This window comes from Micromonospora sp. 050-3, from assembly GCF_046549335.1.
Lineage (GTDB): Bacteria > Actinomycetota > Actinomycetes > Mycobacteriales > Micromonosporaceae > Micromonospora > Micromonospora trifolii.
Genome location: NZ_JAJPVX010000002.1, coordinates 484270 through 499256 on the forward strand (window position 1 = coordinate 484270; position 14987 = coordinate 499256).

The following is a 14987-nucleotide window of genomic DNA, read 5'->3' on the forward strand; positions in this document are numbered from 1 at the left end:
GCCGTGAGGGAGCCGGGCCCAGACGGCGGGGATTTCCTCGCCGTCGGGACCCGCGCAGGACGGACAGACCTCACTGCGGCAGCCCCTGCTGGTTGAAGATCTGCACCATCTTCGCGTGGGCGGCCGTCACGGCCTGCGCCGGCGCCGCTCCCTGCACGACCTGCTGCATCATGTCGGTGAGGACGTAGGCCGACCCCACCGCCTGCTGGCCCGCGCTGGCCTTCTGCGGGAAGGCCAGGCCGTTCTTCGTGTTCAGTGGCAGCTTCAGTTCAGTGATTCTGCGCAGCATGGGGAACGCCGGATCGCCGCTGGTGAAGAACGGGTCGGCGTCCCAGACCTTTTCCCAGGCGGGCATCACCAGGCCGGGCGCTTCCTTCGCCACCCCGAGCAGCGCTGGCGCGCTGACCAGGTACTGCGCCAGGAGCTTGGCGAGCGCCGGGTTCTTGGCACCCTTGAAGACGACGAAGCCCTGCGACTGGCCGAGCAGCAGTGGATTGTCGGTCGCCGGCCCGATGCAGTCGGAGAACACGTGGGTGTTCGCGTGCACGGGGTTCTTCTTGGTCCGCGAGTCCGCGTAGACGCTGAACTGGTTGCGGGTGTAACCGAGGATCCCGGCGAGCCAGTTCTCGTTGTTGCTGGTGTCGGTCCAGCTCGCGATCCCCGGCGGCAACATCGGCTTGTACTTGGAGTTGGTGTAGATGTCGCCGAGGAAGGCCACCGCCTGCACCGTCTCCGGGGAGTTGAACGTGACCTTCCGGCCGTCGTTGGAGGCGATCGACCCGCCGTAGGCGTTGATCAGTGCCTCGATCATTCCGTTGCCGTCACCGGACCGGTTCACAGTCATGCCCCAGCCGAACCGGCGCTTGGCCGGGTCGGAGATCTCCAGGCACAGGTCCCGCAGCTCCTCCCAGCTGTAGATGTCCTTGGGGGAGATGCCCTTGTCCTGCATCCAGTCCTTGCGCAGGAACGAGCCGATCCCGATGAAGTGGTACGGGATGGCGAACCACTTGCCGTCGAAGACACAGAAGTTCTTGGCCTCGGCACAGGGCTCGCCGTACTTGGCGGTCAACGCCTTGACGACGTCGGTCACGTCCTCCAGGTCGCCCAGCGCCTGGAACTGCGCGACGAAGCGCGAGTCGGTCATGAACGCCAGGTCACGGGCCACCCCGCCCTTGACCTCGGCGTCGATCTTGGCCACCACGTCACCGGCGTCGGCCTGGACCAGACTGTTCTCGATCTTCGTCCCGGTGGTTTCGGCGAACTTCTTGATCGAGCTGTCAAGGGCCTCGTTCGCCGCCGTCGAATAGAGCTTCTGCGACAGCATGCCCATCGAGGAGCCCTTCATCGCCGCCGCGGCGTCGATCAGCTCCTGCGGAACCTCCGGCTGCACCCTGCTGGGCGATTCGGAGCTGTCCCCGCACGCGGCCAGACCGGCCGCGCCGAGCACCCCCACCCCCATCCCCAGAAAGCCGCGCCGTGACCACCCCGAGTTGTCCTCCATGAACATTCGCCTCCTTCTCTTCCCCGCGCACGGCTGCACGCCGAAGGCCTAGCTGGCGAACACCGCGATGGTTGTGTTGCAGTTGGTTTCTGCCGGCGACCACCGAGGGACGCCCGTTGAGATCAGTTCGTTCGTGGCTTCCTACGGTGGTGAGCCGGCCCGCCCGTCACCGTGGGACGTCCGCTCACGCGCGCTTCGTCGGAGCCACCCGAGACATGTCGGGTGGCGCTCTCCGGGTAGCGCGACGAGGTTGAGGCGATCGGCGACCGGGCCGAGGTAGTAGTGCTGACGTTCCAGTTCGGTCGGGTCACCTGACCACCGCCGTTCGAGATTTCGAACTAGGTTCGATATACCGTATCGAGTGGTCGCGACGCTAGGGCAATGCGATCAGCGATGTCAATGTTTCGATGTGGTTTCGAACCGAAAGCGGGAGGTTGCCTACCGAGGTTGCGCCCGGTAGCCCATGCGAGCCGACAACACAGCTGCTCCCTCGCGAACCAGCCCGGTCCACTCCACCTGCACCTGAGGCGTCCAGCGAATGCTCGGCGCGGACAGACTCATCCCAGCGATGATGGCGCCGGTATGGTCCCGGATCCCCGCAGCGACACAGCGCATCGCGGTGTCCGACTCGCCGATGTCGACCGCGACACCCTCCGCCCGGACACGGTTCAGATGCTCACGAAGAAGATCCGGGTCGGTGATGCTGTCCGGCGTCATGCCCGGCAGGGGGTCCTTGAGCAGGACGACGTCCAGGTCCGCCTCATCGAGAGCCGACAGCAGTACCTTGCCGACGGCCGTGCAGTGCGCGGGCAGCCGCAGCCCGACCCCGGAAACCATCCGAACGGGGTGGGTGCTGTCGAACTTGACGAGATAGATGACATCGGCACCGTCGAGCACCGCCACATGAACCGCCTCGTCGCACGCGGCGGCCACGTCCCGCGCAACGCCCTGCGCCTCGCGTACCAGATCAAGCCGGCCCGCGAACGCCGCGCCCAGCTGAAACAGCGGCATGCCGAGCCGATACTGCACAGGCTGACCCGGTATGGAGATCAGGTACGCGCGAGCCTCAAGCGTCACGAGCAACTCGTGGACGGTCGTGCGGGGCAGATCGAGTCGCTCCATCACCTGGCGAGCCGACAGTTGGGGGCAGTCCAGGAACAGTTCGAGGACGTCGAGTGCGCGGATGACCGCCGGTACCACACGGGGCATGTCGATAGTCCCTTCGCAGCGCCGGACCCATGTCAACGATCTCCACACGGGCCAGCACCTGAAGAGGATATCTACGTCAGCCCCCGGCGCCAGATCCCGGACTCGTCGTTGATCGAAGCTCTCTCGACGCGGTCAGATCGTGCCGAGTCAGGCGATCTCCGGACACCCGCGATCCGGTCGCCCGGTCTGTTCCTGGACCGGCGCGCGGCAGAACCGGGGCGGGCAGCCGCAGCGCCGTACGATAGCTCCCGCGTTCCGTGACCCGTGCCGGCGGAGAACACCGCGTCCATCGGCACGTTGGACAGCATCAGACCGACCAGGCGTGGACGATGTCGTCCGGTCCCCAGATGAGATCCGCAGCCCCGGCCGGGAGGTCGGCTCCGGATCGGCTGACGACGACCAGGCCGCTGGTCCCGGGCTGAAAACCCGGGATCGTCGGGGCGTGGCGCCGCAATTCGTCGAGGTGGTGCCGGTCGAACGGGCCGTCCTGCCACTTGATTGAGCCGGCGAACGCGATGTGGGAGGCGATCGGGGCGCGGTCGGCTCCGACAAGATCGATCTCTGGGTTGGATTGCCGGTTCCACCAGCCGCCGACCTCCCACGTGTCGGTCCAGGGCAAGCCTCCAGCGCCGGCGGCGATGGCGAGCGCATCGCGGATAATCGGCTCGACGGCGTTGCCCCGCCAGGTGGACCACCGACTATCGAAGATGGCTCGGGCTGCCGCTGTTCGATCGCGCAGAACCAGTTGATGCACATCGCGCAGAATGGCCAGGTACAGGCGCAGGTTGCTGTCAGCGATCCGGTATTGGGCCAATTTGCTGGGCTTGATGGACAGCGGCTTGTCGACAGCAAGGATCTGTTTCTCCTCGACGAGCCGGTGAAGCAGCGGGGACAGGGTGCCGGAGCTGACTGGGCCGCCGCGGTCGCCAGCGGCAGCGGCGATGTTGCTGAACGTGCGGCTACCTGTCCCGCCGACCGCTTCCAAGATGCGCCGGGCAGTGTCCGGAGCGGGAAACTCCGACGCCAGAGACTGTTCAGGGACGGTGAACAACGCTGAGGTCTTGTTGGAGACCTCCTGACTGAGGAAATCGGCGGGTGGCGTTCGCGGCGACCACTCCAGGGCGATACCGGGTAGCCCGCCGGTGATCAAGTGGGCATCGATGGCATCCGCGCCACTCAACCCGGTCACGGCCGCGGTTTCGGCAGGATTGAACGGGCCGAGAACCATGTTCGTGGCCCTCCCGTAGAAGGGCCGGTCGTATTCGGTGAACCGCTGCATCATGTGTAGATCACTGCCGAGCAGCAGCAGTAGCACTGGCTTGCTGGAGATGAGCCGGTCCCAGGCGACCTGGAGGTGCCCGTCGAACGTCGTGTCCTGCTCGGAGATCCAGGGCAGTTCGTCGAGGACGACCACACTCGGCGCATCGGGCAGGACACCCGCCAGGAGCCGCAACATGTCCCTCCAGCCACCCGTCGGCGGCTGGGACGGCAGAAGGTCACGACCGCCGGGTGTCAGCAGCGACGAGTCGCGTAAGGCGCCAAGAAAGTAGCCGACCGCTTCGATGCTCGATGCGCCCTTGACCGCTGTGTAGAAGCAGTACGGCAGATCGACGCGGTCGCACAACTCCTGCACCAGCCGCGACTTGCCCACCTGCCGCCGTCCGCGGATAGCGACAGAGCGACCCTCGCCGGTGCGCTTTACATGATCAAGTTGTTTGGTGAGTAGGTCGAGTTCCGTGCGGCGGCCGATGAACATCGACCCTCCCGAAGCTAGATTGAATCTTACTTCGGACCAGTCTACCTAATGCGGAGTCGCTGCTGGTGTGCATCACCGCGCCTCAAGCGCACGCCCATCGGCCGGTGTCCGCTACCGCACGGACAAACTGCTCACGCTCGGCAGGGTCGCCATCGGGCTGACGTGAAAAGCGCCCAGGGTACGACAAAGCGCCACGAAAACTCTCTGCCGTCGCGGCCTCGGCTTGCCGGTCGCTGGACCTGGCTCGTATTGGCCGCCTACACCCAGCTACGCCTCGCTCGAGGCGCCATCCGCGACCTGCGCCGCCCCTGGGGACGCCCAACGCCGCCCGAGCGACTCACCCCCGCTCACGTCCGGCGAGGGTTTCGGCACCTGGGCAGCAAAGTCGGCAACCCAGCCCGGCGCGCCGATACCCTCCCGGCCAGGACCGGGTCGACCACTCGGACTACGCAACCGCCACCCGGCAGCGCGCCACGACGTCCACATCGTCACCGCCACCACCAAAACCGAAGGCAGCACGAAGAAAACGAAGACTTCGAATAACCCGAGGCCACGCCGCACAGGTTAAAGAACAAGCTAGGGCCGGTGACTTCGCCACCAATCTCCTGAGCAACGGCGTCTGTTGAGTGGGCCGCCAGGGACTCGAACCCTGAACCTATGGATTGCCGGCGAGCCGGCCGGATCGGGAGCGATGCGAGGTCATTCGGCCTGCTGACGCGTTTCTCGGCCTGGTTCGGCTGGCACGGTTGCTGTACTTCGCCGCTGTACTGCTGGCATCAGACGAGGCGTTGGATGCGGACCTTGGGGTGCTCGTTCCTCAAGTGGCTGTGCTTGTGTTGGCGGACCTGTTCGTCCCAGACCTCTTGGTCGTAGTCGGGGTCCGGTGGGATCCACTTGTGGGAGCCGTCGCTGTAGTGGAACTTCTCGTCGCCGGGTCGCAGGATGCTCATCGGGTCCAGCCGAGGAAGCGGTGATGCAGGTGGCCGGCGGGGACGTGGGTCAGGTCCTGGGCGGCGTTGACGAGCTGCGCGGCCAGGTAAAGGGCAAGTGACACCGGGGCGCGGTCGTACTCCGCTCGCAGTTCCCGCCGCCGCGTCTGACAGGGCCAGTCGGCACCGCAGCCGCCGCACGTCCAAACCGGTGTCACCGGTAGGTGGGTCGTCATTGCGGGCCGTCCTGACTCGGCCAGTGACCGCGGTTGATTGTGATGAGGTGGCGGTTTCTGCATGGCAGGTCGGCTCCGCAGCGGCAGACGCGTCGCCAGTGCCGCCAGGACCAAATCGGCCGGTGGCGTCGGGCCAGGGTGAGCGCCACTGCGATGACGTACTCGTCGTAGGTCACCCGCCGCCGACTGCTCTCCGACCTTCGCTGCCAATGTCCGGAATCCCCGGTCGCACGGCCGGCACCTGCGGTTGAGGCAGTTGCATCGTTTGGTCTGGTCACCCTGCCTCCCGCCGACGCTTGGGGGGTTCCGTGGGCACCCGGTCAGCCGTGTCCGGAGACAGGGCACCCACGGCGGGGCGACTCGGCCGCCAAGCTGGGTAACCCCACAAGCAACGTAGGACGCAATGTGCGCATAGTCAACGACTGGCAACACATAGCGTTGTAAGTCGAGCCTGGGGTGTGGTCTGCTTGCACCAGCCGCCAAGCTGGGAGCACCACCTATGTCTGAAGCTGCGTACCTACAGGTCGCCCGAGATATCCGCGAGCAGATCAGCTCCGGCCAGTTGAAGCCGGGCGACAAGCTGCCGTCCTTCGCTGCCTTGTGCGAGCACTACGAAGTCAGCAACACGGTGATCCGCGCCTCCATGCTCGTGCTCAAAGCTGAGGGCTTGATCGACGGGCGGCAGGGCAAGGGCGTCTACGTCGCCAACCCGCTTCCCTGATAGCCCCGGGCATTCGCTGAGTCAGGACGCCTCGCTTACAAGCTCTGTGCATCGCGTCCGAACACGTCCGGCGACAGCTGCACGCTCGGAGCCTCGTCCGTGCCAGCACTCGTGAGCGCACTGCCGTCCCGGGCCGTTGCTGTCACCGTTGCTGTCGACGGGCCGTCCCGCTCCCGACCAGGCCGACCCACTGGGGAAAGTCCTCTCACGAAGTTGGCCATCCATGCGCAGCGGTGAGCTGCTCCTTAGGTAGCGCTTGCGATCTCCCGCCGCTCGCTCACCGGCTCCTCATCACCGCCCTGGTCCTGACTCCGCTTCACCAGCCGATCCAACTCCCACATGGCGCGCACCCGGGCCGGCGTCTGCCACCACCGACCGTCGAGGATCATCGCAATCTGTTTCGACAGGTCATGAATCAGGCGCGCCTTCTCATGGCGGGTACGGGACGACAGCATGACTCCCTGCACAGTGCCGATGTACGACATGACCAGCTTCATGGGTGGACCGGCGAAGGTGCCGGCATGCCGGTCCATGGAGTCAACGAACACCTGCGCCTGGTCGCGCAGCCGCTCGTACTGGCGTTTCCGCTCGGCGAGCAGGCTGTCCCTCGTCTCGCCCGTGACGTCTTTCGGCATATCGATGCAGAGGAACGCGGCGGGCAGAGCAATGCTCGTGATGGCCGCCGACAGCTCACGTCGGGAGCGGAGAGCCCCGAGGATTCGTTCCTTGCGGGCTTCGAGACGTGGTTTCGCCGCATACTCGACAGCGAGCGTGACCAGGAGTGCGGTCACGGCGGATGTGGCGACGGTGTCCCAGTTGATCGATGGCATGTGGGGAGTGTGCCGGTCGGGGTCGTTTCCATGACCGCGACACACCTCTACGAGACTGCTTCCCGCAACGGGGGCGGTCGTCACGAGTCTCCAGCTCCGACCGCCACATGGGCACGCACCCACTGGCCGGTGGAGGCCCAGTGCGCCACCGGGGACTCGAACCCTAAACCCCTCTGGCCTGTCATCGACCATGTCCAATCGGGCGGATCGGTCGGCTGACCTGGGCGAAGTCTTCCGTTGCCTTACAGCGGTTGACGGCACTTACTGGCGTCAGTTGTGCCCAGCTTGTGCCCGACGATCTTGCTGCCCGTCCTTCGCCGCCCCTGTTCCAACACCAGCTACTTCCCGCCTACCGGCCAGCATCAAGGTACCTGGATGCAGTGAGTCCACCAGCCAAGCGCTGACGTTTGGATTGCAAGCGGGCCACAGCGAACCCGCACGACGGCCGTCGTGCCTTTCACTTGTCGCATTGACGAAGAGTTGCGAGCAAATCAGGGTCCTGCAGTCCTCTCGCTTGAAACTTCCGGGCAGCTCGCGATCACCACCTTGCTGGCCCGTATGCTGCATAATCCGCGCCTGACGCTTGACAGGCGTTGATATAGTTTCATGCAATGTTTTGCCAGTCGTCGCTGCAGCAAAGGAATCGCGTGTCCAGCAAAGAGTCCCTCAATATATCGTGGCGGATCCTTGCGATATCTAGCCTCTTAATCAATATCGTTGCCATCATTGCTGTTGCTACAGTAGCGTCCGTTACAAACGCAGGCGCACTGGAAACGGTAGCCCTCGCGCTCTCAATCCTGGCGTTTGCATGTCAATTAATTATTTACTCTGTGCAGACCTGGCAGAGCGGCGAACAACTGCGCCAGGCTCGGGAACTCAATGCCAGCACCCTGGCAACACTGTCCGAGGTGCAGACTAGGATCGAAGGAACGCACCAAATGGTGTCGGTGCAGCACCAAGAACTGATGCACCTTGCCGCCCTTAAGGCAAGCTCCTCGCTGCGGAAAGAAGCGGCTGCATCCGAGAACAACACGGTGCAGATAGAATCGGCAGAGTATGCAATGAATTCAGTAGCGGTGGCCGTCGCTCAAGAGCAGATCCCTAACCCCCGGCCTGCAGGGCGAGTTGCCCCAGCGAACCGACGGTGGTCCTCTCCTATCGAGTGGCCATCTCTCGAAGAGGCGAACAGCATCCTGCAGGTCATCGATGACCCCGACTTGAGCTACAACGGTTTGGCTTTCGCTCTGGCAGACGACATTAGTGCCGACGAAGCAGGGATTTCGCCAGGTTTGGGCTACCGAGACGTGCTGGACGACGCGTGGATTGATTTGGGCATGCTGGCGCTTCACGAAAATAATGACGAGAAGCTTGTTAAGCTCACCCCTAACGGCCGGCGGGCCGGTCGCCTCTTGATCGCCCCGTGGCCGCCGCCCGCAAACTTTGCCCATATCAAAGAAGACATCAAAAGGCTACGGGAAAGGCTGAACCAGGGCGACAAAACGATTATCAAAGAGCTGCGCGAGCTTCTGGATGACCTTTAGTGGTTTCCTCCCGTCTGCCGTCGACCCGCCTTCTTGGGAGCGGGCCGCCGCCCGGCCCGCCACGTCAAGCGGACCTTGACGCACGTTCGGACGCTGGCGGGCCGGGCGGCGGTCTGCTCGGCTTGCCCGGGTCGAGGGCAGACGGGATGGACTACCGCAACCACCCACCCACCGACACCCGCCGACGCAGCCCGGTCATCCTGGAGCCGGAGCGCCCCCGCCGGAGGCGCAGTAACCGCAACCCCGCGACCGCCGTCAGCTCGCCGACGCGGCCGGTGTGCGCCTCCCTACGCCGCGCGGGCTCGTGGCCGCGCGGCCCGGCCGGCTGCCGGCCCACCACCTCACTCGTCAACGTCCTGTCGTGCTGCGGCGGCCCCTTGGGCTTCCCGCTTCCGCGCCAGCCGCCGGGCGTGTTGCGTGGCCGGAGTCGGAGCGCCAGCGGAGCGACGGACGCGCGCCCAGGCGGCGGCGCGTGCGGCCCGTTCAGGGCCGCCTTGATAGACGTACAGAAAGTCCTCCCACACCGGCAGGCAGCCGGCCGTCCCGCCACAGCCTCCGGGATCACGGTGGGTTGACGTGTCGGAACCCGGTGCTACTCTGGCGCTCGTCGAGCACGCCAGCGCGGCCTTCTTGCCGGATCGCTGGACTCGATTTTGGAGATGCCGAGCGGCCTTCCTGCCGCTGATGCGGGTCACGTCCCACCGGCTCTCGATCGCACCGGCCGCTGCGCCGGTCTCCCGAATCCGCTGAGCGGCCCAGCACGGCCTTCCCTGCCGTCCACGATGGCCCGGATTCGCACACCTCCACGGGTGGGGCAGCCTGCGGCAACCGGCCGGATGTCGACATCAGGCTTCCCACCCGTGCCGGCCTCCGTCACCGAGTCCACGAGGACGAAATGACACGACCATCGGCGGGACGTGGCACCACCACGAACCCGCCCTCCGGCGTCAGCCGCCCTCCCGGCGGTGCCAGGAGACACGACGAACACCACCAGCGGACCAACGTCCACGGCTGGTGGTGCTTCGTCTCCCGTCCCTGCCACCCCCAGAGGAGAAGAACGTGTCCACCCCGCTCCCCCTGTACCGTCCCGGCGTCGCCAGCGGCCGTGACGCCCAAGCCCTGCGCCGCGCCGCCACGCCGGAGTTCTCCGGCTGGCTGGAGCACACCGCTTCCGCAGGCGGCTGCTCTCGCCCGATCCGCCTCTCCGGCAGCATTGCCGCCGTAGAGGGAGACACCGGCCGGATTCTGATCGACCAGCACACCGACGAGCTACCCGACCGGGCGCTGTACAAGGCGTGCGGCAACCGCCGCGAATCGCAGTGCCCGGACTGCGCCTGGGTCTACGCGGGCGACGCCTACCAGGTCGTCCGCTGCGGCATTACCGGCGGCAAGGGCGTGCCTGCCTCGGTCGGCCGGCACCCGGTCGTCTTCGCCACCTTCACCGCACCATCCTTCGGCGCGGTCCACCACCGGCACGTCGCCCGTCACACCTGCGCTTCCCGGCAGCGCTGCGACTGTGGGCCTGCTTCCTGCCGTGCCCGGAGTGTCGCCGGCACCTGCCAGCACGGGAAGCCCGCGGCGTGCTTCGCTCGCCATGACGCCGACGATCCGCAGCTCGGGCAGCCGTTGTGCCTGGACTGCTACGACCGCGAGTACCAGGTCGTCTGGAACTACTTCTCCGGTGAACTGTGGCGGCGCACCAAGCAAGCCATCGAACGGCACCTCGCCGCCCTCTGCCGCCGACGCGGCATCCCCTTCGTCCGGGTCGTCACCGCCTCGGGGAAGGTCCGCCAGGTGCCGCCCGTGCGGGTGTCGCACGGCAAGGTCGCCGAGATGCAGCGCCGAGCAGCCGTGCACTTTCATGTCCTGCTGCGCCTCGACGGCGTCGATTCCGGCGATCCGGACGCTCGCATTCCGCCACCAGCCGGTATCACCGTCGACGACCTGGACACTGCCGTTCAGGCCGCCGCCGTCCAGATCATCGTGACGACACCGCCGCATCCCGACCGCCCGCAAGGCTGGCTGGTCGCCTGGGGTGAGCAGGTCGACGTCCGACGGATCAACAACAACGGTGGTGAGCTGACCGACGGCAAGGTCGCTGCCTACCTGGCGAAGTACGCCACTAAGGCGACCGAAGCCACCGGCCACTGCTCCACCCGGCTCACTCCGGCCACCATCGACGACTACGCCGACCCGGAAGGAGACCATCTCGCTCGCCTGATCGACGCTTGCTGGCACCTCGGACGGCCTACCGACACCGACACCGCCAACGGCGCCGCAACGGCCGTCGACCGTCAGGCCAGCCTTGACACCAAACTGAACGTCTACGCCGGGCTGCGCCGCTGGGCACACATGCTCGGCTTCAGCGGCCACTTCCTCACCAAGGCCCGCCGCTACTCGGTCACGTTCGGCCTGCTCCGAGACACCCGAGCTACCTACCGCCGCACCGAAGACGACGCCGCCACCGACGCCGTCACCGTCGGCACCCTCACCTACATCGGGTCCGGCTGGCTCAGCGACGGTGACGCCCTGCTTGCCAACACCGCCGCCAAGCGGCGACGAGAGAGCAGACGTATCGGCCGGGAAGAACTCGCCCACGAAACGTGGCTCAGCGGGGCCGCCGCATGAGCCGAGACCTCACACCCCGCTGGTACTCGCCCGCCGAGGTTGCTGTCCTGCTCGGTTTCGGCATCTCCAAGGTCAAGATGAAGATCGCTACCGGCGAGCTGCGCTCCATCAAGGACGGCAAGTACCGCCGCATCCTCCCTGAATGGGTCGACGACTACGTCCGCGAGCAGGTCGAGCGCCAGGAGGCCGCCTGATGCCGGGTCGCTCTCGCGCCAACGGAGAAGGCTCGATCTTCCCGTACCGGAACGGCTTCGCCGCATACGTCTGGGTGGAGAAGCCCGATGGGAAGCGGAGCCGGAAGTGGGTCTATGGCAAGACCCGCGAGGAGGTCCACGACAAGTGGATCAAGCTGCACGGGCAGGCCAAGGCCGGCCCGGTGGCGACCCGCTCCCCGATGGTGGGGGAGTACGCCGGTTACTGGCTGCGCGAGATCGTCAAGCCGAACCTGGCCCCGGGCAGCTACGTCACCTACGAGGTGGTGGTCCGGCTCTACCTCGTGCCGGGGCTGGGCCGGAAGCGACTCGACAAGCTCCGGGTCAGCGACGTACAGACCTGGATCAACGAGGTCGGGCGGACCTGCCAATGCTGCGCCCAGGGCAAGGACGAGCGGCGCAAGCCCGCCCAGCGCCGCTGCTGTGCCCTCAGCCGCTGCTGCCGGGATCTGCCCTCGGCGACCAGCGTCACCCACCTGCGGACCGTGCTCCGGACGCTGCTGTCCCAGGCGATCACCGAGGGGCTGATCTCCCGCAACGTCGCGTCCCTGGTGAAACTACCGCCGGTACGCAAGCGCAAGCGGAAGGCGTGGACGAGCGACGAGGCGCGGCGCTTCCTGGAGTCGGCCCGCGCCGACGACGACCTGCTCTACGCCGCGTACGTCCTGGTGCTGGTGCTCGGACTGCGCAAGGGTGAGATGTTGGGGCTCACCTGGGCGGACGTCGACCTCGACGCGGGCGAGTTGACCATCGACCGGCAGCTCCAGCGGGTCGGTGCCGAACTGCTCCACCGGGAGACGAAGACGGCCGCCTCGGACGCCACCCTGCCGCTGCCGGACATCTGCACCGTGGCCCTCAGCCGTCGCCGTGTCGCGCAGGCCGCCGCCCGGGATGCCGCCGGCCCCGCCTGGCAGCCGTCGGACCTCATCTTCACCACGCGCTACGGCCGGCCGGTCGAGCCACGCAACTTCAACCGCTTCTGGGACCGCCGTTGCGACACGGCCGGCGTCCGGCGGATCACCGTGCGGGACGCCCGGCGTACCTGCGCCTCGCTCCTGGCCGACCTGGACGTGCATCCCCGGGTGGCGATGCAGATCCTCCGGCACGCGCAGTTCGCCATCACGATGGAGATCTACACGGTCGTGTCGTCGGCGGCCACCCGCGATGCACTCAAGCGGCTGGGGGAGACCCTACGGTGAGGCTGCGGAGGCTGAACCCGCGTTACTCCTGAGCCTCCCCGTCATCGGCCACATATCCGACTGAGGCCAGCAGTTCGCGCACCCTCTCGACGTCGGATGCTGGAGGCCGCTTCGGTCCTGCGACAGCCGAAGTGGCGTCGCGGTTGACGTCGACAGGGTGACCGTGGATCAGCTCGGCGATGACGTCGGCGAGGTTGCGGTCGGAGAAGTCGGGCCACAGCACGACGAGGAGAGGTAGGTAATCCTCGTCAGGCACCCCGTCGGGGTACGCCCTACGCAGGATCTCAAGTTCACGTGCGAGATGGGGCGGCAGCACGCAAGCCAGTGTCGCACGAGCTAACGGCTGTACTTTGCTGCTGTATCGACCCCGATTGCGGCGACAGCGACCTTGATCGTGGCCGCTGAGCTGCGGAGGAGTGGGCCGCCAGGGACTCGAACCCTGAACCTATGGATTAAAAGTCCACAGCTCTGCCATTGAGCTAGCGGCCCGCGCGCTCAGGTTACCCGACCGTCTGCGTCCCGGCTGATGTCCGCCCCCCGGTCCGGAGGAGCGATGTCGATCTACGCCCACGACGGTGTGGGCCAAACTTCCGCACCACCTTGTCACCGGTATAGCTTCATCACCGATATATTGACGTCATGGCCACACCGGCGCCCCTGCGGGAACCCACCTTCCTGATCCTCACCGCCCTGGCGCGGGAACCCATGCATGGCTACGGCATCATCAGCGACGTCGCGGCCCTCTCCGGTGGGCGGCTGGCGCTGCGGCCCGGCACCCTCTACGGCGCACTCGACCGCCTCACCGACGAAGGGCTGGTCGAGCGGGCCCACGAGGAGGTCGTCGAGGGGCGGCTGCGCCGCTACTACCGGCTCACCGAAGCCGGCCGGTCCGTGCTCAGCGCCGAGACCGAACGACTACGCCGCAACGTCGAGGCCGCCACGCAGCGGTTACGTGCCCGACCTGCGGGCACCCGCACCGCCGACGGCACCTCCCGCGGCCCTCTCGACATCCCCGGAACAGCCGCCCGCCCCATCCTTCGACCGACCGGAGGCCCGGCATGAACCAGCCCAATCCCGCGCAGGGACAGGCCGGGTCGTCGCTGGAGTCCCGCTACCGGCGGCTGCTGTGGGCCTACCCGGGTGACTACCAGGCCGAGCGGGGCGACGAGATCGTCGGGACGTACCTCGACACAGTTGATCCGGGGCGGCGCTGGCCATCCCCACACGACGCCGTCGATCTGCTCGGCGCCGGGCTCCGGGAGCGACTGCGCGGGTACGGCGCTCTCGGGCTGGTTGCGGCTCTCCCGCTGGCCGCGACCGCCGCGCTGAGCACCCTGGTTGCGGTCTCCGCCTTGCTGCTCCTGCAGGTCGAGTTCGAAGATCCACGTTTCGCTCGGCTGGACCCGGTTGGTCCGTTCCAGACCCTCGGCGCGGTGATCTGGCTGGGCTGGCTGGTCGTCGGCCTCACCGCCACGGCGCTGCCCGGGCCCTGGGCCCGAACCGTCGCAGCCGGTGGTCTCCTACTGACCGTCGCCGTGCCGCCAGTTGCCGCCGTCACCGGACAGCCTGGGCCGCCGCTTTTCGTGCTGGCCCCCGCCGTCGCGCTCGGCCTGGCCACGCTCGCACTGCCCTCCCATCGCGGTTGGGTCGCGCGTAGCCTGCCGCCGCTCACGGCAGGCTGCGTGACGGCCGCATCGGTGGCATTCAGCGCCGCCGAGAACGGCGGGAACATGTTCACCTCGTACGGCTCGACCCCTGAGTTGCTGGCGATGGCCGGGGGGTTGATGTTCGCACTGGTCCTGCTCGTCGGCCTCGGTCGCGCCCTGCGAGCCGACGACGCCGGCCTCTGGGCGACCCTGCTGCTGGCCACCCCGGCCGGCCTCCTCGGCGCCGACCAGCTCAGCCAGGCGACCTGGGGTACCAGCGGAGGCGGACCCACCCCGACGGCCTTTGCCGTCACAGCCGGGTCGATCCTCCTCGTCGGCGCGGCGTTGCTTGCGGCAGCCCTCGCCGGCCAGGCCGCCCGACACCGGACCGTACGTCGACGAGTGCTCGACGACGCCTGCCCGACCTGCGGACACCGCTCGACTGCGATGACAGGGACCTGACTTCGGCGGGATCGACTCGGGATTCCGGAAGTCGGGCTGTCCTGGGCGCGCGGATGCCGCGACTTTCAGGAAGTCGAGTGGATCAAGCCGCGCGCGACGCTGGCCGGTGGGTGGTTG

Annotated in this window: 14 protein-coding genes, 1 tRNA gene and 1 pseudogene; 8 read left to right on the forward strand and 8 right to left on the reverse strand. The window is 67.0% G+C overall.

From position 1 onward, the window contains the following. Positions 1-70: 70 nt before the first annotated feature. The 3 genes from ACLJOK_RS17235 to ACLJOK_RS17245 form a co-directional block, all read right to left on the reverse strand. Positions 71-1501 carry an ABC transporter substrate-binding protein gene (locus ACLJOK_RS17235; RefSeq protein ID WP_410819831.1) on the reverse strand — a complete coding sequence of 477 codons (1431 nt, stop codon included), beginning with the start codon at positions 1499-1501 and terminating at the stop codon, positions 71-73. Between the two features lie 438 nt (positions 1502-1939). Continuing rightward, positions 1940-2746 (reverse strand): IclR family transcriptional regulator, encoded by an 807-nt coding sequence (locus ACLJOK_RS17240; protein ID WP_410819832.1) that lies wholly within the window; start codon positions 2744-2746, stop codon positions 1940-1942. Between the two features lie 271 nt (positions 2747-3017). Continuing rightward, a complete protein-coding gene (locus ACLJOK_RS17245; RefSeq protein ID WP_410819833.1) occupies positions 3018-4466 on the reverse strand; it encodes an AAA family ATPase in 1449 nt (482 codons plus the stop codon). A gap of 216 nt (positions 4467-4682) precedes the next feature. Between ACLJOK_RS17245 and ACLJOK_RS17250 the strand changes: the two are divergent. After that, positions 4683-5034, forward strand: a pseudogene (locus ACLJOK_RS17250) (transposase); the annotation flags it as partial. 208 nt (positions 5035-5242) lie between these two features. Here ACLJOK_RS17250 and ACLJOK_RS17255 read toward each other — a convergent pair. Together ACLJOK_RS17255 and ACLJOK_RS17260 are read right to left on the reverse strand one after the other, a co-directional pair. Then, positions 5243-5416, reverse strand: coding sequence for a hypothetical protein (locus ACLJOK_RS17255; protein ID WP_410819834.1), 174 nt, complete (start codon positions 5414-5416; stop codon positions 5243-5245). After that, entirely contained in the window at positions 5413-5631 is a 219-nt protein-coding gene (locus ACLJOK_RS17260) for a flavin reductase (RefSeq protein WP_204942908.1), read from the reverse strand. The genes ACLJOK_RS17255 and ACLJOK_RS17260 overlap by 4 nt, the downstream gene beginning before the upstream one ends. Before the next feature lie 499 nt (positions 5632-6130). On the opposite strand from ACLJOK_RS17260, the gene ACLJOK_RS17265 reads away from it, so the two are divergent. Next, positions 6131-6352 (forward strand): winged helix-turn-helix domain-containing protein, encoded by a 222-nt coding sequence (locus tag ACLJOK_RS17265; protein WP_410819835.1) that lies wholly within the window; start codon positions 6131-6133, stop codon positions 6350-6352. A 245-nt stretch (positions 6353-6597) separates the two neighbouring features. On the opposite strand, the gene ACLJOK_RS17270 is transcribed toward ACLJOK_RS17265, so the two are convergent. Next, positions 6598-7182 carry a hypothetical protein gene (locus ACLJOK_RS17270; RefSeq protein ID WP_410819836.1) on the reverse strand — a complete coding sequence of 195 codons (585 nt, stop codon included), beginning with the start codon at positions 7180-7182 and terminating at the stop codon, positions 6598-6600. Positions 7183-7829: 647 nt separating this feature from the next. On the opposite strand from ACLJOK_RS17270, the gene ACLJOK_RS17275 reads away from it, so the two are divergent. From ACLJOK_RS17275 to ACLJOK_RS17290, 4 genes are all read left to right on the forward strand, one after another. After that, positions 7830-8723, forward strand: a complete 894-nt coding sequence (locus tag ACLJOK_RS17275; protein WP_410819837.1) for a hypothetical protein — start codon at positions 7830-7832, stop codon at positions 8721-8723. A gap of 1059 nt (positions 8724-9782) precedes the next feature. Beyond that, on the forward strand, positions 9783-11351 hold the full coding sequence (locus ACLJOK_RS17280) for a replication initiator (protein ID WP_410819838.1): 1569 nt from the start codon (positions 9783-9785) through the stop codon (positions 11349-11351). Beyond that, complete coding sequence (locus tag ACLJOK_RS17285; RefSeq protein ID WP_410819839.1) at positions 11348-11545, forward strand: excisionase family DNA-binding protein; 198 nt, start codon at positions 11348-11350, stop codon at positions 11543-11545. The genes ACLJOK_RS17280 and ACLJOK_RS17285 overlap by 4 nt, the downstream gene beginning before the upstream one ends. After that, positions 11545-12762 (forward strand): tyrosine-type recombinase/integrase, encoded by a 1218-nt coding sequence (locus ACLJOK_RS17290; RefSeq protein ID WP_410819840.1) that lies wholly within the window; start codon positions 11545-11547, stop codon positions 12760-12762. Before ACLJOK_RS17285 ends, ACLJOK_RS17290 begins: the two co-directional genes overlap by 1 nt. 22 nt (positions 12763-12784) lie before the next feature. Here the strand turns inward: ACLJOK_RS17290 and ACLJOK_RS17295 are convergent, their stop codons facing one another. Further along, positions 12785-13078 carry a DUF3349 domain-containing protein gene (locus tag ACLJOK_RS17295; protein ID WP_410819841.1) on the reverse strand — a complete coding sequence of 98 codons (294 nt, stop codon included), beginning with the start codon at positions 13076-13078 and terminating at the stop codon, positions 12785-12787. Positions 13079-13179: 101 nt separating this feature from the next. Further along, positions 13180-13251 (reverse strand) — tRNA-Lys (locus tag ACLJOK_RS17300). 150 nt (positions 13252-13401) lie between these two features. Between ACLJOK_RS17300 and ACLJOK_RS17305 the strand changes: the two genes are divergently transcribed. Beyond that, entirely contained in the window at positions 13402-13824 is a 423-nt protein-coding gene (locus ACLJOK_RS17305) for a PadR family transcriptional regulator (RefSeq protein WP_410819842.1), read from the forward strand. Beyond that, positions 13821-14870, forward strand: coding sequence for a GlsB/YeaQ/YmgE family stress response membrane protein (locus tag ACLJOK_RS17310; protein WP_410819843.1), 1050 nt, complete (start codon positions 13821-13823; stop codon positions 14868-14870). The genes ACLJOK_RS17305 and ACLJOK_RS17310 overlap by 4 nt, the downstream gene beginning before the upstream one ends. Positions 14871-14987: the final 117 nt, after the last annotated feature.

What these genes read in the sequence shown, in the direction of transcription:
- ACLJOK_RS17235 (WP_410819831.1), bottom strand. Translation starts at nt 1,501, where the DNA reads ATGGAGGACAACTCGGGGTGGTCACGGCGCGGCTTTCTGGGGATGGGG.
- ACLJOK_RS17245 (WP_410819833.1), bottom strand. Translation starts at nt 4,466, where the DNA reads ATGTTCATCGGCCGCCGCACGGAACTCGACCTACTCACCAAACAACTT.
- ACLJOK_RS17255 (WP_410819834.1), bottom strand. Translation starts at nt 5,416, where the DNA reads ATGAGCATCCTGCGACCCGGCGACGAGAAGTTCCACTACAGCGACGGC.
- ACLJOK_RS17260 (WP_204942908.1), bottom strand. Translation starts at nt 5,631, where the DNA reads ATGACGACCCACCTACCGGTGACACCGGTTTGGACGTGCGGCGGCTGC.
- ACLJOK_RS17265 (WP_410819835.1), top strand. Translation starts at nt 6,131, where the DNA reads ATGTCTGAAGCTGCGTACCTACAGGTCGCCCGAGATATCCGCGAGCAG.
- ACLJOK_RS17270 (WP_410819836.1), bottom strand. Translation starts at nt 7,182, where the DNA reads ATGCCATCGATCAACTGGGACACCGTCGCCACATCCGCCGTGACCGCA.
- ACLJOK_RS17285 (WP_410819839.1), top strand. Translation starts at nt 11,348, where the DNA reads ATGAGCCGAGACCTCACACCCCGCTGGTACTCGCCCGCCGAGGTTGCT.
- ACLJOK_RS17290 (WP_410819840.1), top strand. Translation starts at nt 11,545, where the DNA reads ATGCCGGGTCGCTCTCGCGCCAACGGAGAAGGCTCGATCTTCCCGTAC.
- ACLJOK_RS17305 (WP_410819842.1), top strand. Translation starts at nt 13,402, where the DNA reads ATGGCCACACCGGCGCCCCTGCGGGAACCCACCTTCCTGATCCTCACC.
- ACLJOK_RS17310 (WP_410819843.1), top strand. Translation starts at nt 13,821, where the DNA reads ATGAACCAGCCCAATCCCGCGCAGGGACAGGCCGGGTCGTCGCTGGAG.